This window comes from Streptomyces sp. NPDC001502 (genome assembly GCF_042894785.1).
In the GTDB taxonomy this organism is placed as follows: domain Bacteria; phylum Actinomycetota; class Actinomycetes; order Streptomycetales; family Streptomycetaceae; genus Streptomyces; species Streptomyces kutzneri.
In genome coordinates, this window is sequence record NZ_JBIAVW010000006.1 from 148054 (window position 1) to 166258 (window position 18205).

Below are 18205 nucleotides of genomic sequence, written 5' to 3' on the forward strand. Positions count from 1 at the left end.
CGGCCACGGCCACGGCCACGGCCGGCGGCCGTCTCAGCTCTCGGCGAGCACGATCAGCCAGTCGTGCTCGCCGAAGCGGACCCGCTGCCCCTTGTCCGGATTGAGCCGCACCCCGTACGCGGGGCCCACGGCGGCCTCGGCGCGCAGCCGGTAGCCGACCGCGCATTCGCGGCGCCGGCGGGCCGACTCGACGAGGGTCGCGAACGCCACCTCGCGATCGGTGCGCACATAGTCCGCGACCGGCTTCAGGTGGAGTTCGTTCCCCTCCGCCTCGAACAACTCCTCGAAGACGTCGGCGAGATAGGGGCTCTCCGAGATCTGGGTCATGAGGAGACTGATCAGCCGGCCGCTGACGATGAAATCGGCACCCTCCCGGGCGGGCGCCAGCAGCCGGTTGCCGTCGTCGGACATCTCCGTGGTGAGCGACAGCTCCCGCCCCGCCGCCTCCCCGATGGCCCGCAGATGCAGCAGGGTGACCAGGGTCCGGTCGTCCGTCTGCGCCCCGGTCTCCGGAGCGAGGCCGAGGTCGATCGCGCGGGCGGGCGCCAGCGCCGCCGCGTGGGGCACGGGCTCGTGGCCCGTCTCGCCGATGACGATCACGCTGTCGTAGGAGGGCACGTCCAGCTTGGCCAGCAGCTCGGGATCGGTGATGTCCCCGCTGCGGAAGGACACTTCGAGGCGGCTGCGCGCCCCCGCGACGCCGGCGGCGGCGCGCGTTCTCACGTCGTCGGCGAGCGATACGACGTCCAGCGTGGTCCCGGGGCCGACGAACTGGTCGAGCTGCTCCACGAGGAGCGGCGCGCGGCGGTTCCAGCCGAGGAGGAGCAGCCGTTCGGCCTCGGGCGTCCCGGGGCGGGCCGTGACGATCGCGTCCTCGTCGACCCACGCGGACGCGTCCGCCGGTACGGCCGTGTCGTCGTCCTCGGAGATGAGGACGATCCGGTCTCCCGCGCCGATCACCGTACCGGGGTCCGGATTGAGCGCGGCGCGGCCGTCGGCGTGCAGCAGACCGACCACCGAGGAGGTGGTGAACGCCAGCAGGGCCTCGCCGAAGGTGCGTCCGGCGAGGTCCTGGGCGGCGGCGGTGTAGAACTCGTCGCCCGCGAAGTCGAGGAGTTCCTGGTAGACGAGCGACAGACCGGGCTCGCGGGCGGTCTGGACGAGGAGCCGGGCGATGATGTCGTCGACGCACAGGACGTGCCCGCCGGGTCCGGCGGCCAGGCGGGCGGTGAGATGGTTGCGGGTGTCGCGCACGGCGGCGACCACCACCGCCCCGCCGGGCTCGGGGACCGCGGCGCCGAGGGCGAGCAGTGTCTTCACCACCTGGGCGTCACCGGTGTCCCCCTCGGGGGGCAGGACGAGCACGGCCTTGGCGGTCCGCGGACTCACCCGGGCCAGCTCCGTGGGGTCGGTGGTGCGGCCGTTGCGGCAGATGATCCGCGTCGTGCCGGTACGGGTGCCGGTGCCCGCGACGGAGGTGGAGATCTCCTCCTCCATCTCCACCTTGTCCTTCGGAGCGAGGACGGCGACGGCCGACCTGCGCCGGTTGGCGTTCGCGGCCACCAGTTCCCCGACCACCGGGAAGATCTGGTCCGACCAGCCCAGCAGGACGGTGTGCCCGGATTCCAGCACGGTGGAGTGGCCGCGGCGCAGCAGCATGATGCGCCGGTTGATGCCGGTGGTGATCAGACCGACCAGCGTGGACACGAACAGCAGGGCGGTCAGGGCGAGGGCCACGGAGGCCGTGACGTAGAGGGGGGACCCGACCGCGCCCCCGATCTTGAGCGTCTGCCCGACACTGACCCAGACGGCGGTGAGCCGGCCGGAGAGGGTCGCCGGGGCGGCCCGGTCGGCCCAGACGAGCACCGTGCTCGCCGGGACCACGACGGCGAGACAGGCCAGGGCGAACCAGCCGATGAGCGCGGTGGTCCCCCCTGCGACCAGATGGTCGAACCGGTACCGAAGACGCAGCCGTAAGGACGTCGTGTGCCGCTGCGCCATGAGAACTCCCTCGCCTTCCGCGCTGCTAACCCGCGGGCGCCCGCCCGGTTACGGGTGAACCGCCCCCGGAGCGCGCCCGGTCAGGAGTCCAGGGCCGCGATGATCTCGTCCGTGGTGCTGACCTTGCCGATGCGGGGGAAGATCTTGCCGAAGGTATGGGCGTGCGAGTCGGGGTCGACGTCGGCGGTCGCGTCCTCCGCGAAGACCAGGTCGTAGCTGAGCTCCCACGCCGTACGGGCCGTGGACTCGACGCCGACGCTGGTGGAGATGCCGGCCAGCACGATGCGGTGGATCCCGCGGCGGCGCAGCTGGAGGTCGAGTTCGGTACCGGTGAAGGCGCCCCAGTGGCGTTTGGTGACGACCACGTCCCCGAGGGCCGCCAGCTCGGCCGGGATCTTGGAGAAGGCTGCGGGCGGGGCGGCGGCCGGGCCGGGGCGGTCCACGTTCGCAGTGGGCAGGTCACCGCCGTCCGGGGACCACGCCACCTTGACCAGGACCACGGGCAGCCGGTGGGCGCGGAACGCCTCGGCGAGCGCGATCCCCTTCCCCAGGATCTCGGGGGCGGGCTTGGCGGCGGGCCGGTCGAGGATGCCCGTCTGGAGGTCGATGAGGACGAGGGCGGTGTCCCCGCCGAGGGCGAGGCGGTGGGGTTCTGCGGTCATGGGTTCTCTCCTCGGGAGGCGGTGGGGGAGTACGGGCCGGCGGGTCGGCGCCGCACATAGAATAGGAACATGAGTACGAATACGGGGGAATCCCGGCCCGCCCCGACGGCCGCGCTGACCGGGGCCGAGCTGCTGCGCTGGTACTGGACGCTGGCCGAACTGAGCGCGCTCGCACGGGAGACGGGGATCCCGGCCGGCGGCGGCAAGGCGGCCGTCACCGCGCGGCTCGCCGCCGCCCTCGACGGACTTCCCGCGCCCGCCGCCCCGGCGGCCCCCGCACCCCGCCGCGCCGGGCGCCAGCTGGCCGCCCCCGTCACCGGCGCGACCGTGATCCCGCCGGGCCAGCGCTGCAGCCAGGTGCTGCGCGCGTACTTCGTCCACGAGATCGGACCCGGCTTCCACTTCGACGGCTTCATGCGCGACTACGTCGCCGGGCACGCGGGGCACACCCTCGCCGAGGCCGTCGCCCACTGGCACGCGACCCGCGCGCGGGCGGCCGAACCCCAGGAGGTGGGCGCGCAGTTCGAGTTCAACCGGTTCCTGCGCGCCTGGCACGCCCGGCACCCGGACGGCACCCGTGCGGAGGCCCTGGCCGCGTGGCAGGCCCACCGGGCCCGCCCCCGCGACTGAGCCAGGACACGCCCCGGCACGTCACGCGCGCTCGTAGCGCAGCAGGACGACGCCGTTGCCGAAGGTGTGGGTGTCCGTGTGCCGCAGGGCCGCCGGAGCGTAGTCGAGGGTGGGGAAGAGCGGCGTGCCGCGCCCGATCCGCATCGGGTGCACGTAGATCCGGTACGCGTCCACGAGGTCCCGGCGCAGGAAGGAGGCGGCCAGATCCGCCCCGCTCAGCGTCAGGTCGCCGCCCGGAGCCGCCTTGAGCGCGGCTACCTCCTCGGGCACGACGTCCCGCACGACCGTGGTGTTCCACTCGGCCGACCGCAGGGTGCGCGAGTACACGTACTTGGGCATGGACCGCCAGATCTCGGCGAACTCGGCCACCGTGCCGGCGTTCGCGGGATCGGCGTCGGCGGTCGGCCAGTAGTCCGCCATCAGCTCGTGCGTGACGCGTCCGCTGAGGAAACCGCCCATCGGGCGGAGTACGTCGTTCATGTGCTGGTGCAGCTCGTCGTCGACGCAGTGCCAGTCGATCTGCCGCTCCGGCCCCTCGATGTACCCGTCGAGCGACACCCCTGCCATCAGCACGATCTTCCGCATGACAGCCCACGGTACGCCCCGGGAGCGCCCGGCGGCGGGAGCGGCGCGGGCCGCGGTGATACTGGCCGGTGTGAAGACCGAAGACGTGAAGCCGGAAGACGCGGACACCGTGCTGTTCCACACCGACGGCAGGACCGGGGTGGTCACCCTCAACCGCCCCAGGGCCCTCAACGCCCTCACCCACCCCATGGTGATCCGCATCGACGAAACCCTCGCCGCATGGGCGTCCGACCCCGCCGTCCAGCAGGTGCTGATCCGCGGCGCCGGTGAACGCGGCCTGTGCGCGGGCGGGGACATCCGGGCCATCCACGACGACGCCAAGGCCGGGAACACCGCCTCCGCCGGCTTCTGGCGCGACGAGTACCGGCTCAACGCCCGCATCGCCCGCTACCCCAAGCCGTACGTCGCCCTCATGGACGGCATCACCATGGGCGGCGGAGTCGGCGTCTCCGCCCACGGCTCGGTCCGGGTCGTCACCGAGCGCTCCCGCGTCGCCATGCCCGAGACCGGCATCGGCTTCGTCCCCGACGTCGGCGGCACTTACCTGCTCGGCCGCGCGCCCGGCCACCTCGGCACCCACCTCGCCCTCACCGGCACCGCGGTCGGCGCCGCCGACGCGCTGCTGTGCGGGCTCGCCGACCACTTCGTACCGGCCGAGCGGCTCCCGGAGCTGGCCGCCGCCCTCGCCGGCGCACCCGCCCACGAGGTGTTGCCGCGGTACGCAGGCACCCCCGGGCCCGGGGAACTCGCCGACCGGCGCGGCTGGATCGACCGCTGCTACGCGGCCGACACGGTCGAGGAGATCGTGGAGCGGCTGCTCGGCCAGGGGGAACCCGCCGCCAAGGAGGCCGCCGAGACGATCCTCGCCAAGTCCCCGACCGCCCTCAAGGTCACCCTCGCCGCGCTGCGCCGGGCCGCAGAGCTCGGCCCGCTGGAGCGGGTGCTGGCCCAGGAGTTCCGGGTCTCCTGCAACGGGCTGACCGCGCCCGACCTGGTCGAGGGAATCCGGGCGCAGGTCGTCGACAAGGACCGCACCCCGCGCTGGTCCCCGGCGACCCTGGCCGAGGTGACCGACGCGGACGTGGAGCGCTTCTTCGCCCCGCTCGGGGAGGACCGCGAACTGCGCCTGCCGCCGCCGGACGGCCTCAGCCGCGGCTGAGCCGCATCTCCAGGCCGTCCAGGACCCGCTGGAGTCCGTAGTCGAAGTTCTCCTCGCGCAGCTTCCGCGGGTCCCGGCCCTCCACCCACTCCTGCTCGCTGCGCCCGCTGCGGGCGAGCCGCGAGAGGTGGGCGGCCTCGCCGGACATGGCGCCGACCACGTAGGAGACGACCGCCTTCATGGCCCGGTCCGCCTCGTCCGCCGGGAAGCCGGCCGTCCGGAAGAGCGCCAGCATCCGCTCCCCCACGCGCATCAGGTTCGGGCCGAGGTGCGCCGGCCCCACCCGGCCGAGCACGGAAGCCACCCAGGGGTGGCGCAGGGCCATCGCGCGCAGGCCGTGGCCGCCGCGCGAGACGGCATCACGCCACTCGGCGGGGCTCGCCGCGCCGGGCACCTCCAGCTCGCCGTAGACCTCGTCCACGACCAGCCCGATCAGCTCGTCCTTGCCGGTCACGTGCCGGTACAGGGAGGTGGCGGCGGCGCCCATCCCCGTGCCGAGCCTGCGCATGCTCAGCGCGTCGATGCCCTCGGCGTCGAGCAGCCGGACGGCCGCCGCGACGATCTGGGCCCGGCTGAGCGCGGGCTGCTCGTCCTTGCGGCGCGGGCGCGTCCGCTCGTCTGCTGACATGGCGCCAGCCTAGTGCTGTGACCGGCAAGGTTTGCCGGTCACAGCACCGGCCGACGGTGCGAACGCCGTACGCGGCCCGCGTACGGCGTCCGGCGCCGTGCTACGAGCCCAGGTACTCGCGCAGGTGACGGGCGGTCAGGGTGTCCGCCCCGGCCACCAGGTCCGCCGGAGTTCCCTCGAAGACGACCTCGCCGCCCGCGTGGCCGCCGCCCGGGCCGATGTCGATCAGCCAGTCGGCGTGCGCCATCACCGCCTGGTGGTGCTCGATGACGATCACCGAGTTCCCGTCGTCGACGAGCCGGTCCAGCAGGGCCAGCAGCTTGTCCACATCGGCCATGTGCAGGCCGGTCGTCGGCTCGTCCAGGATGTACGTCGAGGACTTCTCGGCCATGCTGATGGCGAGCTTGAGGCGCTGCCGCTCACCGCCCGACAGGGTGTTGAGCGGCTGCCCGAGCCGCAGGTACGAGAGGCCGACGTCGGCCAGCCGACCGAGCACCGCGCGCGCCTGCCCGGTGGGGAAGAACGCGTGAGCCTCCGCGACCGGCATGTTCAGCACCTCGCTGATGTTCTTGCCGCGCAGCCGGTACGTCAGCACCTCGGGCGTGAACCGCCGGCCCTCGCACTCCTCGCAGACCGAGGCCACCGCGGCCATCATCGCCAGGTCCGTGTAGACCAGCCCGAGGCCGTTGCACTTCGGGCAGGCACCCTCCGAATTCGCGCTGAACAGGGCCGCTTTGACCCCGTTGGCCTTGGCGAACGCCGTCCGGATCGGCCCCAGCAGCCCGGTGTAGGTTGCCGGATTGGACCGGCGCGAGCCGCGGATCGGCGACTGGTCGGCCACCACCACCCCGTCCCGCCGGGCCAGGTACCCGTGGATCAGCGAGCTCTTGCCCGACCCGGCGACCCCGGTCACCACCGTCAGCACCCCCAGTGGCACCTCCACGCTGACGTCCTTCAGGTTGTGCAGATCGGCGTCCTTGACCGACAGGTGCCCGCGCGGGGTGCGCACCGACTCCCGCAGCCGTGCCCGGTGTCCGAGATGGCGCCCGGTGAGGGTGTCGCAGGCGCGCAGCCCGGCCACGTCTCCGGTGTAGCACAGCCGCCCGCCGGCCGTGCCCGCGCCGGGGCCGAGATCGACGACGTGGTCGGCGATCGCGATGACCTCGGGCTTGTGCTCCACCACCAGCACGGTGTTGCCCTTGTCGCGCAGCTGCAGCAGGAGGTCGTTCATGCGCCGGATGTCGTGCGGGTGCAGACCGGTGGTCGGCTCGTCGAAGACGTAGGTGACGTCCGTGAGCGAGGAGCCCAGGTGCCGCACCATCTTGACCCGCTGGGCCTCGCCGCCGGACAGGGTTCCGGAGGGCCGGTCCAGGCTGAGGTATCCCAGGCCGATCTCCACGAGGGAGTCGAGCAGGTCCCGCAGGCCGGCGAGCAGCGGGGCGACGCCCGGGTCCTCGATCCGGCGGACGAACGAGGCCAGGTCGCTGATCTGCATCGCCGAGCACTCGGCGATGTTCACCCCGTCGATGCGCGAGGACAGCGCCGCCGCTGACAGGCGCGTGCCGCCGCAGTCGGGGCAGTCGGTGAACACCACGGCGCGGTCGACGAAGGCCCTGATGTGGGGCTGCATCCCCTCGCGGTCCTTGGACAGGTACGTCCGCTGGATCTTCGCGATCAGACCCTCGTAGGTGAAGTTGTTGGAGCCGGACTTCACCTTCACCGGGCTCATGTGCAGGAAGTCGGCCCACTCCCGCTCCGTGAAGTCCTTGAGTCTGGTGTCGGCGGAGTAGAAGCCGGAGTTGGCCATGATCTGCCAGTACCAGGTGTCGACGGCGAAGCCGGGGACGGTGATCGCGCCCTCGTTGATCGAGAGCTCGCGGTCCACCAGCTGGTCCACGTCGATGTCGGAGACCTGCCCTATGCCCTCGCAGTGCGGGCACATGCCGTCCGGGGCGTTGAAGCTGAAGGCGCCGGCCGCGCCGATCTGCGGGACGCCGAGGCGGGAGAAGACGATCCGCAGCATGGTCGAGGCGTCCGTGGCGGTACCGACCGTGGAGCGGGAGTTCGCGCCCATCCGCTCCTGGTCGACGACGATGGCGGCGCTCAGGTTGTGCAGCCCGTCCACGTCGGGCCGGCCCGAACTCGGCATGAAGGACTGGAGGAACGCCGTGTACGTCTCGTTGATCATCCGCTGCGACTCGGCGGCGATGGTGCCGAAGACGAGCGAGGACTTGCCGGAGCCGGAGACACCGGTGAAGACGGTGAGCCGGCGCTTGGGGATGTCGAGGGAGATGTCCGCCAGGTTGTTCTCCCGCGCTCCGCGGACCTGGATGACCTGATGACTGTCGGCGGCGATCTGCACGGAACTCCTCGCGGTTGCGGTGGTGCGATAGCGGCGTTTCGAGCTTACTTTATACGCTGTATTCTGTACGGTGTAGTGAATTATTGGCACGCACTCGGAGGACCGGACATGGCGAAGGACCGCAGTGGGGCGGGCGACCCCGCCCGCACGCTGGAGCTGCTGTGGCGCGGGTCCGGACAGCCCGCCCCGCCCGGCCGGCGCGGCCCGCGGCAGGGCCTCACCGTCGACGCCGTGGTCCGGGCCGCGACCGAACTCGCCGACGAGGCCGGACTGGCCGCGCTCACCATGCGCGCCCTGGCCCAGCGCCTGGGCGTGACCCCGATGACCCTCTACACGTACGTCCCCGGCAAGGCCGAACTCCTCGACCTCATGCTGGACGAGGCCTACGGACGCATGGAACGCCCGGCACCGGCCGCGGGGGAGCCCTGGCGGACCAGGGTCGCCCGCGTGGCCGAGGACAACCGGGACCTGCTCACCCGGCACCCCTGGATCGCGGATCTGCCCGTCACCCGCCCGCCGCTGGGCCCGGGAGTGATCGGGAAGTACGAGTACGAACTGGCCGCCTTCGAGGGCATCGGCCTCACCGACACCGAGATGGACGCGGCCCTGACCCATCTCCTCGGCTTCGTCCACGCGAACGCCCTGGCCGCCGCCGACGACGCCGCGCACAACAGCCGCCAGAGCCAGGACGAGTGGTGGGCCGTGACGGCCCCGCTGCTGGAGCAGGCCCTGGACCCCGAGCGCTACCCGCTCGCCGGCCGCGTAGGCAGCGCGGTCGGCGGCTACCACCCGCAGGCCCTCTGGACCTTCGGCCTCCGGTGCGTCCTGGACGGCCTGGCCCACCTGATCGACTCCCGTCCCGCGCGGTAATCCGATAGGCCGTCCGCGCGGTCCGGGGCATCATGGCCGCATGACCGGTGATCGTGTTCTGCTCTTCGCCCCCCGCGCCTCCGACACGCGGCTCCGCCTCGCCGAGGCGGCCACGGGGCGCGGGCTGCGTGCGGTGACGGCGGAGGGCTGGAGCTCGCCCGACGGCGCACAGGGCGCCGGGCGCACCCACCTCTACGGCGGGCCGCTGCTGGCCGACAAGGTGGCCCGCGAACTGGACGTCACCGCGCTGGAACCGCCCGCCGACTGGCTCGCACGGCTGCCGCTCGCGCTGACCGGGCGCAGGATCGAGGCGGTCACCCTGGCCGAGGCCCGGCGACTGCGCCGGCCGGCCTTCGTCAAACCGCCGACCGACAAGTTCTTCCCGGCCCGGATCTACCCGGACGGCTCGCGGCTGCCCGGCCCGGACGCCTTCGACGACGACCTGCCGGTGCTGGTCAGCGACATCGTCCGGTTCGACCGCGAGTACCGGCTGTTCGTCCTGGACGCAGCCGTGCACGACGGCAGCCGCTACGCGGTGGGGCCCAGGCTCGACCCGGCGCCGCTCGCCCTGGACCCGTACGCGGCGGAGGTCCGCGCCTTCGCCGCCGACCTGCTCGCGGCGGCCGACGGCTCACTGCCGTCGGCCGCGGTGGTGGACGTCGGCCTGCCGGACGGCGGCGGATGGGCGGTCATCGAGGCCAACCCGGCCTGGTCCAGCGGAGGGTACGCCTGCGACCCCGAGCGGGTGCTCGACGTCGTACTGCGGGCCGCCGGACCCACGGCCGAAACCGCCCCGGCGGACCTGCCGTTCGCCCGGTCCGCTCAGCGGTAGCCCGTGGTGTCCGCGGGGCGGTCCGGGTCCTGGACCTCGACCATGTAGCGCCAGGCGTCCGGGCGGCTCCCGTCGAGGTCCGTGAAGCCGTACTCCCGGGCCAGCTGCCCGCTGGAGAGGGACCGGCCGTTCCAGCGGGCCACCTCCGGGTCCGCGGCGAGGGCCGCGACCGCCCGGCCCACGTACGACGGGGTCTCGGAGATCCCGAAGTGCGGGACCTTGGCCAGCGCGTCCCGCCAGTTCGCCTCCGTCACCCCGAAGGTGTCGAGCATCATCTCCGAGCGCAGCCAGCCCGGCGTCAGCGCCACCGCCGTCGCCCCCCGCGGCCCCAGCTCGTGCCCCAGCGCGAACGCCATCCGCAGCACCGAGGACTTGGCGATGTCGTAGAAGAAGGACACCCGGTAGCGGCTCGCGTTGTACTCGGCGGTTCCGTCCGTCATCTCCACCACCAGAGCGCCCGGCTCACGCAGCAGCAACGGCACCGCGAAATGGCTGGTGATGGCATGGGTCTCCACGGCCAGCCGCATCAGCCGCAACCCCTTGTCCAGGTCGTGCTCCCAGACCGTGCTGTCCCACTCGAAGAGCAGCTCCCCGCCCCAGATGTCGTTGACCAGGACGTCCAGGCGGCCCTGTTCCGCGTCGATCCGACCGACCAGGGCCTCGACCTCCGCCGGCACCAGATGGTCGGCGACCACCGGGATCCCCCGCCCGCCCGCCGCGGTGACCAGCTCTGCCGTCTCCTCGATCGTCTCGGGCCGGTCGTACTCCGACCGCCTGCCCCGGGTGCTGCGCCCCGACACGTACACGGTCGCACCCTGCGCGCCCAGCTGGACGGCGATGCCCCGGCCCGCGCCGCGCGTCGCCCCGGCCACCAGGGCCACCCTGCCCTCAAGAGTTCGCTGTGTTTCCGGCATGCCCCGACCCTACGACGGCGACCGCCGCCAGCGACAGCAACAGCCCGGCCGCCGCCAGAGCGAGCGCCGGGCCCGGCCCCCACAGCGTCCAGACCGCCCCGAACAGCAGGGAACCCGCGAACCGGGCCAGCGCCTGGGCCGTCTGGAGCACCGCGAGCCCGGTCGTACGCAGCTCGGCGGGCAGCAGCGGCCCGGCGGCCGCCATCAGCACCCCGTCGGTGGCCGCGTAGAACAGGCCGAGCGGCGCGAGCACACCGACGACCAGCAGCGCCCCGGCCGGCAGCGGGGCCAGGAGCAGCAGGCAGGCACCGAGCAGCAGCACGTGCCCGCCGAGGAAGACCCGGCGCCGGCCCAGCCGGTCGGCGAGCCGGCCCACGGGCAGCGCGGCCAGCAGGAAGACGGCCGCCGTGCCGACGGGCAGCAGCGGGAAGTACGCGGCCGACAGGTCGAGCCGGCGCTGGAGCAGCAGGTAGAGGAAGGCATCGCCGACGGTGAACAGGCCGAGCACGACGGCGGTCAGGCAGAGCCCCCGCAGGCCGGGCAGGCGCAGCAGGGTGCGTACCGGGGGCAGCGGAGGACGGGCCCGGGCCGGCACGGGAATCCGCGCCGGTGCCTCCCGGACGAAGAGCGCGAGCAGCACCACGCCCAGGACGGCGACGCAGCAGCTCACGGTGAACACGGCCTCGTACCCGTCCACCGCCACCCACAGCACCCCGAACGCGGCCAGCGGCCCCAGCAGGGCGCCCGCCGTGTCCAGCGCGCGGTGCACCCCGAAGGCGCGGCCCTGCTCCCCGGGCGGAACGGACAGCGAGATCAGCGCATCGCGCGGCGCGGTGCGCAGCCCCTTGCCGGTCCGGTCGGCGGCGAGCACCGCCGCCACCGACCAGGGGGTGGCGACGGCGAGCAGGGCCGCCTTGCAGGCGGCGGAGAGCGCGTAGCCGGTGCCCGCGACGAGCTTGTGGCGCCGGGTGCGGTCGGCGATCCGCCCGCCCGCGAGGCGCAGGACCGCGGTGGCGCCCTGGTGCAGACCGTCCAGGGCGCCGAACGCGAGCGGGGACATGCCGAGTCCGGCCATCAGGTACAACGGCAGGACGGCGGTGACCATTTCCGCGGAGACGTCCGTGACCAGGCTGACCAGCCCGAGCGCGAACACCGTGCCGGGGACGGCCCGCAGGGGGCCCTTGGGGGCCGGGGTGTCCCCGGCGATGTCCGAGGCCCGGCTGGTCGACAGGTACACGGATGCCTCCAGAACAGACCGGGGTCTAGAACCAGTTGACGGTGAGCGGGAACGCGGCGGTGACGGTGGTGCCCGTGGAGTCGGTGGCGGTCGCGGTGATCTGGACCGTGCCGCTGCCCCACGGTTTGCCGCTGATCCGGCCGGAGCCGGCGTCGACGGTCAGCCCCCAGGGCAGGCCGGTGGCCGCGTACCGGACCGGAGGTCTGCCGCCGGTGGCGCTCAGCTGGATGGTGCAGGACTGGTTGAACTTGCAGGTCTGGGGGCCCGGGTTGGCCAGTTGCAGGCCGCCCGAGGTGGGCGTCGGGGTCGGGGTCGGAGTCGGCGTGGACGTCGGAGTGGGCGTGGGGGTGGGTGTCGGTGTGGGTGTCGGGTTCGTGGAGGTGTCGAACACCTCGGTGATCGGCTGGACGCTGGCCGCGTTGCCCGCATGCGTCGCCGTGCCGAAGAGATCCTCGAACGTCCGCAGCAGATGGTGGTGGTTGAAGGCCGTGGCGTACTTGCCCGTCTTGACCTTCGCGCCGTAGAAGACGGTGGCGATCTGGTTCGAGCCCAGATAGTTGTCCTCGTCCCAGGTCAGGACCAGGAGGCTGTTGTTGGCCTTCGCCCACTGCGCGTAGGCGTCGATGTTGTTCCTGGTCCAGGTGTCTCCCGTGCCGACCGAGCACGAGTGCATGTCGTTGCACTGGTTGGGGACCACGAAGGACAGGCTCGGCAGCGCCGCGAAGTTGTTCTGCGGGAACTGCGCCCAGGTCTTGCCCGTGTTCAGCGGCACGTTCTTGAAGGCGAACCACGGGTTGTGCTTCTGCGCGTACTGGCCGTTCGTGCAGGCCGTGGACCCCTCGCTCGGCAGGTCCTCGTTGTACGTCGCGAAGGTCCTGCCGGCCGCGATCAGCTCCTGGCCGAGGTTCGCCGCCGTCATCGACTGCGGGGTGTAGCAGCCGTCGCCCGTGATGCCCTGCGTGGCGCCGGAGAAGAGGTTGAAGTAGTTCGGCTGGCTGGGGTGGGTCAGCGCCTTCATACCGGTCAGGCTCGCGCCGCCGTTCGCCAGCTGGTTGACGTACGGGGCGTTCGCGCTGCCGATGATCTCCCCGTACTGCTTGTTCTCGTACACGACGACCACCACGTGGTCGTACGCCGGCAGCGCGGCGGCCGCGGCCGCCGCGGAGACGGAGGCCGAACCGGGCACGGCGGCCTCGGAGTTGGCCACGGTGAACGCGCCCAGCAGGCCGAGCGCGCCGATCCCGGCCACGAGCGCCGGCCATCGGGCCCCGCGTCTCGCGCGCGCCGTCGGTGAGGGTCGAAGGGTGGGCATGGGTGTTCTCCTCCTCGGTGTCGCCCGGGTCCGGCCCCGGGTCGTGGTCGTTGCGGTCATTCCTCGCGCCGGGCCGCACCGGCCACGGCGATGTTCAGGAACCGCGGTACGGGCCGCCCCCGGTCGCGGAAGTCCTCCGCCACCGCGGCCCGCACCGCCGCCAGACGCGCCTGGGGCAGCAGCACCAGTACGCTCCGCCCCGGCTCCCGCCCCTGCCCGGGCGGCCAGGCGCTCAGTGCTCCGGCCCGGCGGGCGCAGGCCACGGCCCGCGCCAGCTCCCGCGGCCGGTCCGCGGCCTCCCCGCGGACGGCGACCAGCACCAGCCGCGCCCCCGACGCCGCCGGGTCGAAGGCGACGTAGCGACGGCACCGCCGGGGCTCCGCGCTCAGCAGCAGGGCTCTGCCCGACCGGGCGAACAGCACCGCCCGGCGCAGTCCGTCGTCCCCGTCCGGCAGCGCCCCGGCCAGCAGCCGGGCCAGCTGCTCACGGTCCGGCCCCTCACCCGCCCCCGTGTGGACGTCGGCCACCGCCAGCGCCACCGCGCACTCCGCGGGCTCCGCCGTGGCCAGCCCGGCGGCCCCCGTGAGCGAGCCCTGGACGTGCAGGTCGGTCCCGCCGGCGCCGTATCCGGCCCGGGCCAGCGCCCGCAGCACGGCGTACGGCCGGGCCGCCCAGGCGGGGGCGGCGGGCGGCGGCCCGGACAGGGTCAGCGGCAGATCGCAGCTGTCCGCGGGATGACCGAGGGAGCTGAGCCGCACCAGGCCGTCGGCGCGCGGGGCCGCCGCCGCGGCCGTCGGCCAGCCGGCCGCCGCGACCAGCCCGGGGGAGCCCAGGTGGAAGGCGTACGGGGCGCTCCACACGGCGGCCGGGGGCCGACCGTGCGCGGCCTCCAGGGCGTAGGCGACGAGCCGGAACAGCGGATCGGCCGTCGCCCGCCGGGCCAGGTCGCCCCCGGCACGGTCAGCGGTCACGGCGGCGCCGGCCGTGGCGGCGGACCCCTGGGGCGGTACCGCGGCGGGGGACCCCTGGGGCGGTTCCGCGGCGGCGGACGCTCCTGCCGTGTCGCGGCGGGCCGCCGCAGAAGAGGACCGCTTTCCCGTGTGCGCTCCGACGTGGCCGGCCGCGCCCGTCACGGCGTGTCCTTGCGGGCCAGCATCCGGTAGGCGTTCCCGCCGTCCGTGCGCCGGGCCGCCACCGTGCGCAGCGTGTCGAGCACCGCCGCGGCGGCGAAGCACGGCAGCGCCACCCCCCGTACGGCGTGGGCGAGGAGCCGGGCGCGCGGCGTGGGCCCCGGGCCCCACGGCCGGTCCGGATCCGGGGCCAGCCGCGTCGCCGCGAGGGCCACCGCACCGAAGAAGTCATTGCCCTGATGGGCCGGTCCGTGCTCCTCGGCCACGACGGTGAACCCCCGGTCGGCCAGCGCCTCGCGCAGATTGGCGGCGGGCATCAGGTGCTGGTGCTGGGGCTGGAACCACGGCAGCCAGAGGGGGCCGAGGAGCCGGGCCATCCGCGACTGAGGGTCGGGCAGCTCGATGGCCAGGAACCCGCCGGGGGCGAGCACGGTGGCCGCCGCGTCCAGCTCGGCGAGCGGCTCCCGGGTGTGCTCCAGGTAGTGGTACATGCTGACCACCTCGTACTGGCCCGCCAGCTTCGCGGCGAACTCCGGGAACTGGCCCAGGTATCCGGTCTCCACCCAGCCGCGGCGCTCGGCCTCGCGCACCCCGTCACCCATGTCGAGCCCGTCGAACCGGGTCCGCGGCCAGACGTCCCGCGCCGCGTTGCAGAAGTGGCCGTGCCCGGTTCCGACATCGAGCCAGGACGCCGGGTCGGCGTGCGGGAGGAGCATCTCCGCGCGACCCCGGTAGGCGGCGCCCAGCCTGCCGAAGACCGTGCCCGCGCCCTCGCCGCCGCGCCCGTCGTAGAAGTCCCGGTAGTAGAACTCCAGCCCCTCCGCGGTCAGCCGGGGGTTCTGGAAGACGTGCCGGCACTCCCCGCACCGCTCCAGGGTGAAACGGCCCGGCTTGCCCTGGAGCAGGTCGGGCACTTGGACCTGGACCGTGAGCCGGCCGGAGCCGCACCACGGGCAGGCCGTGCGGCGCGGTTCGAGGAACCGCCCCGTCCCCGCCGCCAGGTCCTCCCGGTACGCGGCGGCCCGCGCGGCCTCCGCCGCGCCGTCCGCCGGGGTGTCCCGGCCGGCCGCCGCGGCCGTACGCAGGCCCGCGCCGAGGGAGCGCACCGGCCGGGCCGCCGTGGCCCGGCCCAGACCGGCGGGGCGCAGCGCGGAGCCCGGCCCGCCGAGGACCAGGTACGGCTGGAGCCAGTACAGCCCGGCCGCGGCCGCGCCCCACCGGCCCTGGCGTACGGCGACCCCCGCGAGCAGCGCCAGCCCGCCGAGCTGTGCGGCGGCCAGCGCCCCCGGCGGCAGCCCCTGGGCCCGCAGCTCGGCGGCCCGCGTCGGCCCGCCGGGCTCCCCGGCCCCGCCGCAGCGCAGTCCGGGGGCGATGGCCAGCCCCGTGGCGTCGGCGGCGTACTCCTTCAACCGGCGGGTCAGCGCGAGGAGTTCCGCCGGATCCCGGCGCGGCCCGCCCGGATCCACCCCGGCCCGGGCCAGCACCTCCTCGGTGACGAGCACGGCGAACCCGGCCCCGCGGCCCTCGCCGAGCCGGTCCTGCCGGTACCGGACCGGGTCGACCAGGCGCAGCAGCCCCAGCGCCCGCTCGGCGGCCAGGTCCACGGGCAGCAGGTCCAGGACCCGCAGGCCCTCCCCTTCGGCGTACGCGCAGGCCGCGAGGAAGGTGGCCGGATCCGGCTCGACCCCCCGGGCGGTGAGCAGCCGCCACCCGGCGGCGCGCGGCACCCCGGCCGCCGAGGGCGGGGTCACCGGCAGCACCGGGATCGCCCGCAGCCGGCGCCTGGCGCGTACGGTGCCCGCGCCGAGGGCGGCCAGCAACAGGGCGGAGGTCCACGGGACCCGGGAGAGCGGAGGTGGCGTCATAGCAGTTTCTCCAACCGGTCGGCCGCGGCGGCGGCCCCGCCCGCCGCGGCGAATGAGGCCTGGATCCGCCGGGCGGCCCGGCGGGGGCCGGGGTCGTCCAGCACGGCGGTGAGCGCGTCACGCAGTTCCTCGGCCCGGGTCCGGCCGAACCGCACCCGGACGCCGGCCCCGGCCAGGGCCACCTGCCGGGCCACGATCGGCTGGTCGTCCCGGATCGGGGCGACGACCAGCGGCAGCCCGTGCGCGAGGGCCTCGCAGACGGTGTTGTGGCCCGCGTGGCAGACCACCGCGTCCAGGTGCGGCAGCAGCTCCAGTTGCGGGACGCTCTCCTGGAGCAGCAGGTGATCCGGCGCCGCCCCGATCAGGGCGGAGGGCGCCGCCAGGACGAACTGGACCTCCCCGGCGAGCCGTTCGGCGGCGCCCAGCACCGCACCGTAGAACCGGGCCCCGGCCGCCTGATTGAGGGTGCCCAGGGACACCAGCACCCGCCGCCGCGCCGGGTCCAGCCGCTGCCAGGGGAATCCGGGCGCCGGCGGACGGGCCCCGAAGGCCGGCCCCACGAAGGCGTAATGGGGCGGGAAGTCCTGCCCCGCGCCGACGAGTTCGGGGGTGGAGAAGACCAGCACCAGCCGCTCGGAGAACCGCGGGTCCCAGTCCGCGCGGCCCCCCGCGTCCCGCGCCGCGCCGAACTCCGCGAGCAGGCCCGAGATCTGCCCGGACACCCACTCCCCGACCTTCGGGAAGTCCGCGAAGGGCCGGGTCAGCTCGGCCGAGGTACTGGCCGACGTCACCCACGGGACCCCGAGCCGCCGGGCCACCAGCGGCCCGGCCAGGGCCTGCTGGTCCGCCACCAGCACATCCGGCCCGAAGGCGCGCACGGCCCGGGCCACCCCCGGAACCATCGCCCGGGCCAGCGGCACCAGCGCCTCCTCCCACAGGAACCGCAGCGCACCGACCCCGCGCAGATCGCGCCAGCTCTCGTGCAGCGCCGCGTACCCGCCGGCGCCCAGTTCCTCCCCGGCGGGCAGGATCCGGGCCTGCGCGGGCAGCAGCCGGGCCAGCGCCGAGGCCGGTCCCGTCCAGGCGATCTCGTGCCCCCGGGCGGCCAGTTCGGCCCCGACGGCCACGGTCGGATTGACGTGCCCCGCCAGCGGCGGCACGGTGAACAGCACCCTCACGGGACCAGCGCTCCCACCCGCGGCCCCGCCGCCGTCGCAGCGTCGGCCGTCGCGTCGATATGGGCGAGCACGGTCTCCCGCAGGACCCCGCTGCTCTCCTTCAGGACGTCGTGCCCCAGATCCGGCAGGATCCGCAGGGCCCCCTGCGGGGCGTGGCGCGCCAGCTCCCTCCCGCCCGCGAGCAGTTCGGAATGCTCGCCGCAGACCACCAGGACCGGGCAGCGCAGCCGGGCGTGGTCCGCCGGGGTGAACACGCGGCTCGCCGCGATGTCGTCGATGAGCGTGGTGCGGTTGAGGAGGGCGTCGGCGATGGCCGTCAGGTTGGCGGCCTTGCGCAGGCGCAGGGCGGCCAGCTCGGTGGGGACCGTGCTGTCCTCCAGGCTCAGCGCGGCGGCCGACAGGGTGTCCACCATGTTCTCCACCCAGGCGCCGCCGAGCGGCGGTTCGAGGAGGGTGAGCCCGGTGACCAGGTCCGGCCGGGCCAGGGCGGCGTGCAGGGCGAGGGTCCCGCCGTAGCTGTTGCCGACCAGGTGGACCGGGCGCTGCCCGAGGTCCAGTGCGCCGAGCAGGGCGAAGAGGTCCCGTACGGCGGTGCGGCTGTCGTATCCGGAACCCGGACGCTCGGTGCGGCCGTGGCCGCGCAGGTCGTAGAGCACGGCCTCGTGGCCGGCCCGGGCCACGGGCAGGGCCAGGGGGCAGTAGAAGGAGGACAGGTTGTCGACGACCAGCCCGTGCAGGAACACCACGACGGGCCGGTCGGGGGCGTCGGCGCCGGCGGTGGCCGGGAGCCGCTGGACGTGAAAGCGCAGGGAGCCCGCGCGGACGAAGGCCATGGCCGGC

The 18205-nt window shown here is 74.4% G+C and carries 16 protein-coding genes; 4 read left to right on the forward strand and 12 right to left on the reverse strand.

Annotated elements, in window-relative coordinates; genetic code table 11:
• Positions 1-33: 33 nt before the first annotated feature.
• Together ACFY0D_RS12500 and ACFY0D_RS12505 are read right to left on the reverse strand one after the other, a co-directional pair.
• A complete protein-coding gene (locus tag ACFY0D_RS12500; protein ID WP_390798296.1) occupies positions 34-2001 on the reverse strand; it encodes an NAD-binding lipoprotein in 1968 nt (655 codons plus the stop codon).
• Between the two features lie 80 nt (positions 2002-2081).
• Positions 2082-2663, reverse strand: coding sequence for a hydrolase (locus ACFY0D_RS12505; RefSeq protein ID WP_390798297.1), 582 nt, complete (start codon positions 2661-2663; stop codon positions 2082-2084).
• A 69-nt stretch (positions 2664-2732) separates the two neighbouring features.
• Here ACFY0D_RS12505 and ACFY0D_RS12510 point away from each other — a divergent pair, with 69 nt between their 5' ends.
• The gene (locus ACFY0D_RS12510; RefSeq protein WP_390798298.1) at positions 2733-3293 is read left to right on the forward strand and encodes a DUF6434 domain-containing protein; all 561 of its coding nucleotides are present in this window, start codon (positions 2733-2735) and stop codon (positions 3291-3293) included.
• Between the two features lie 21 nt (positions 3294-3314).
• On the opposite strand, the gene ACFY0D_RS12515 is transcribed toward ACFY0D_RS12510, so the two are convergent.
• Positions 3315-3878: a dihydrofolate reductase family protein gene (locus tag ACFY0D_RS12515; RefSeq protein ID WP_390798299.1), complete on the reverse strand. Its 564-nt coding sequence runs from the start codon at positions 3876-3878 to the stop codon at positions 3315-3317.
• Between ACFY0D_RS12515 and ACFY0D_RS12520 the strand changes: the two genes are divergently transcribed.
• A complete protein-coding gene (locus tag ACFY0D_RS12520) occupies positions 3877-5037 on the forward strand; it encodes an enoyl-CoA hydratase/isomerase family protein (RefSeq protein ID WP_390798300.1) in 1161 nt (386 codons plus the stop codon). The two genes, ACFY0D_RS12515 and ACFY0D_RS12520, sit on opposite strands and share 2 nt — an antisense overlap.
• Here the strand turns inward: ACFY0D_RS12520 and ACFY0D_RS12525 are convergent.
• Positions 5024-5665 (reverse strand): TetR/AcrR family transcriptional regulator, encoded by a 642-nt coding sequence (locus ACFY0D_RS12525; RefSeq protein ID WP_390798301.1) that lies wholly within the window; start codon positions 5663-5665, stop codon positions 5024-5026. The two genes, ACFY0D_RS12520 and ACFY0D_RS12525, sit on opposite strands and share 14 nt — an antisense overlap.
• A gap of 100 nt (positions 5666-5765) precedes the next feature.
• Positions 5766-8027, reverse strand: a complete 2262-nt coding sequence (locus ACFY0D_RS12530) for an ATP-binding cassette domain-containing protein (RefSeq protein WP_390798302.1) — start codon at positions 8025-8027, stop codon at positions 5766-5768.
• 108 nt (positions 8028-8135) lie between these two features.
• Here ACFY0D_RS12530 and ACFY0D_RS12535 point away from each other — a divergent pair, with 108 nt between their 5' ends.
• Positions 8136-8897: a TetR/AcrR family transcriptional regulator gene (locus ACFY0D_RS12535; RefSeq protein ID WP_390798303.1), complete on the forward strand. Its 762-nt coding sequence runs from the start codon at positions 8136-8138 to the stop codon at positions 8895-8897.
• Between the two features lie 40 nt (positions 8898-8937).
• Entirely contained in the window at positions 8938-9729 is a 792-nt protein-coding gene (locus ACFY0D_RS12540; RefSeq protein ID WP_390798304.1) for an ATP-grasp domain-containing protein, read from the forward strand.
• Here the strand turns inward: ACFY0D_RS12540 and ACFY0D_RS12545 are convergent.
• The 7 genes from ACFY0D_RS12545 to ACFY0D_RS12575 all read right to left on the reverse strand — a co-directional run bounded on the left by ACFY0D_RS12545 (position 9720) and on the right by ACFY0D_RS12575 (position 18198).
• Positions 9720-10643: an SDR family oxidoreductase gene (locus ACFY0D_RS12545; RefSeq protein ID WP_390798305.1), complete on the reverse strand. Its 924-nt coding sequence runs from the start codon at positions 10641-10643 to the stop codon at positions 9720-9722. The two genes, ACFY0D_RS12540 and ACFY0D_RS12545, sit on opposite strands and share 10 nt — an antisense overlap.
• Complete coding sequence (locus tag ACFY0D_RS12550; RefSeq protein WP_390798306.1) at positions 10618-11880, reverse strand: MFS transporter; 1263 nt, start codon at positions 11878-11880, stop codon at positions 10618-10620. The genes ACFY0D_RS12545 and ACFY0D_RS12550 overlap by 26 nt, the downstream gene beginning before the upstream one ends.
• Before the next feature lie 25 nt (positions 11881-11905).
• The gene (locus ACFY0D_RS12555) at positions 11906-13192 is read right to left on the reverse strand and encodes an alkaline phosphatase family protein (RefSeq protein WP_390798307.1); all 1287 of its coding nucleotides are present in this window, start codon (positions 13190-13192) and stop codon (positions 11906-11908) included.
• Positions 13193-13248: 56 nt separating this feature from the next.
• On the reverse strand, positions 13249-14163 hold the full coding sequence (locus ACFY0D_RS12560) for a galactokinase (protein WP_390798308.1): 915 nt from the start codon (positions 14161-14163) through the stop codon (positions 13249-13251).
• A gap of 158 nt (positions 14164-14321) precedes the next feature.
• Complete coding sequence (locus ACFY0D_RS12565) at positions 14322-16187, reverse strand: methyltransferase domain-containing protein (protein WP_390798309.1); 1866 nt, start codon at positions 16185-16187, stop codon at positions 14322-14324.
• Positions 16184-17359, reverse strand: a complete 1176-nt coding sequence (locus ACFY0D_RS12570; protein ID WP_390798513.1) for a glycosyltransferase — start codon at positions 17357-17359, stop codon at positions 16184-16186. The genes ACFY0D_RS12565 and ACFY0D_RS12570 overlap by 4 nt, the downstream gene beginning before the upstream one ends.
• A 2-nt stretch (positions 17360-17361) precedes the next feature.
• Positions 17362-18198 (reverse strand): alpha/beta fold hydrolase, encoded by an 837-nt coding sequence (locus ACFY0D_RS12575; protein WP_390798310.1) that lies wholly within the window; start codon positions 18196-18198, stop codon positions 17362-17364.
• Positions 18199-18205 lie beyond the last annotated feature (7 nt).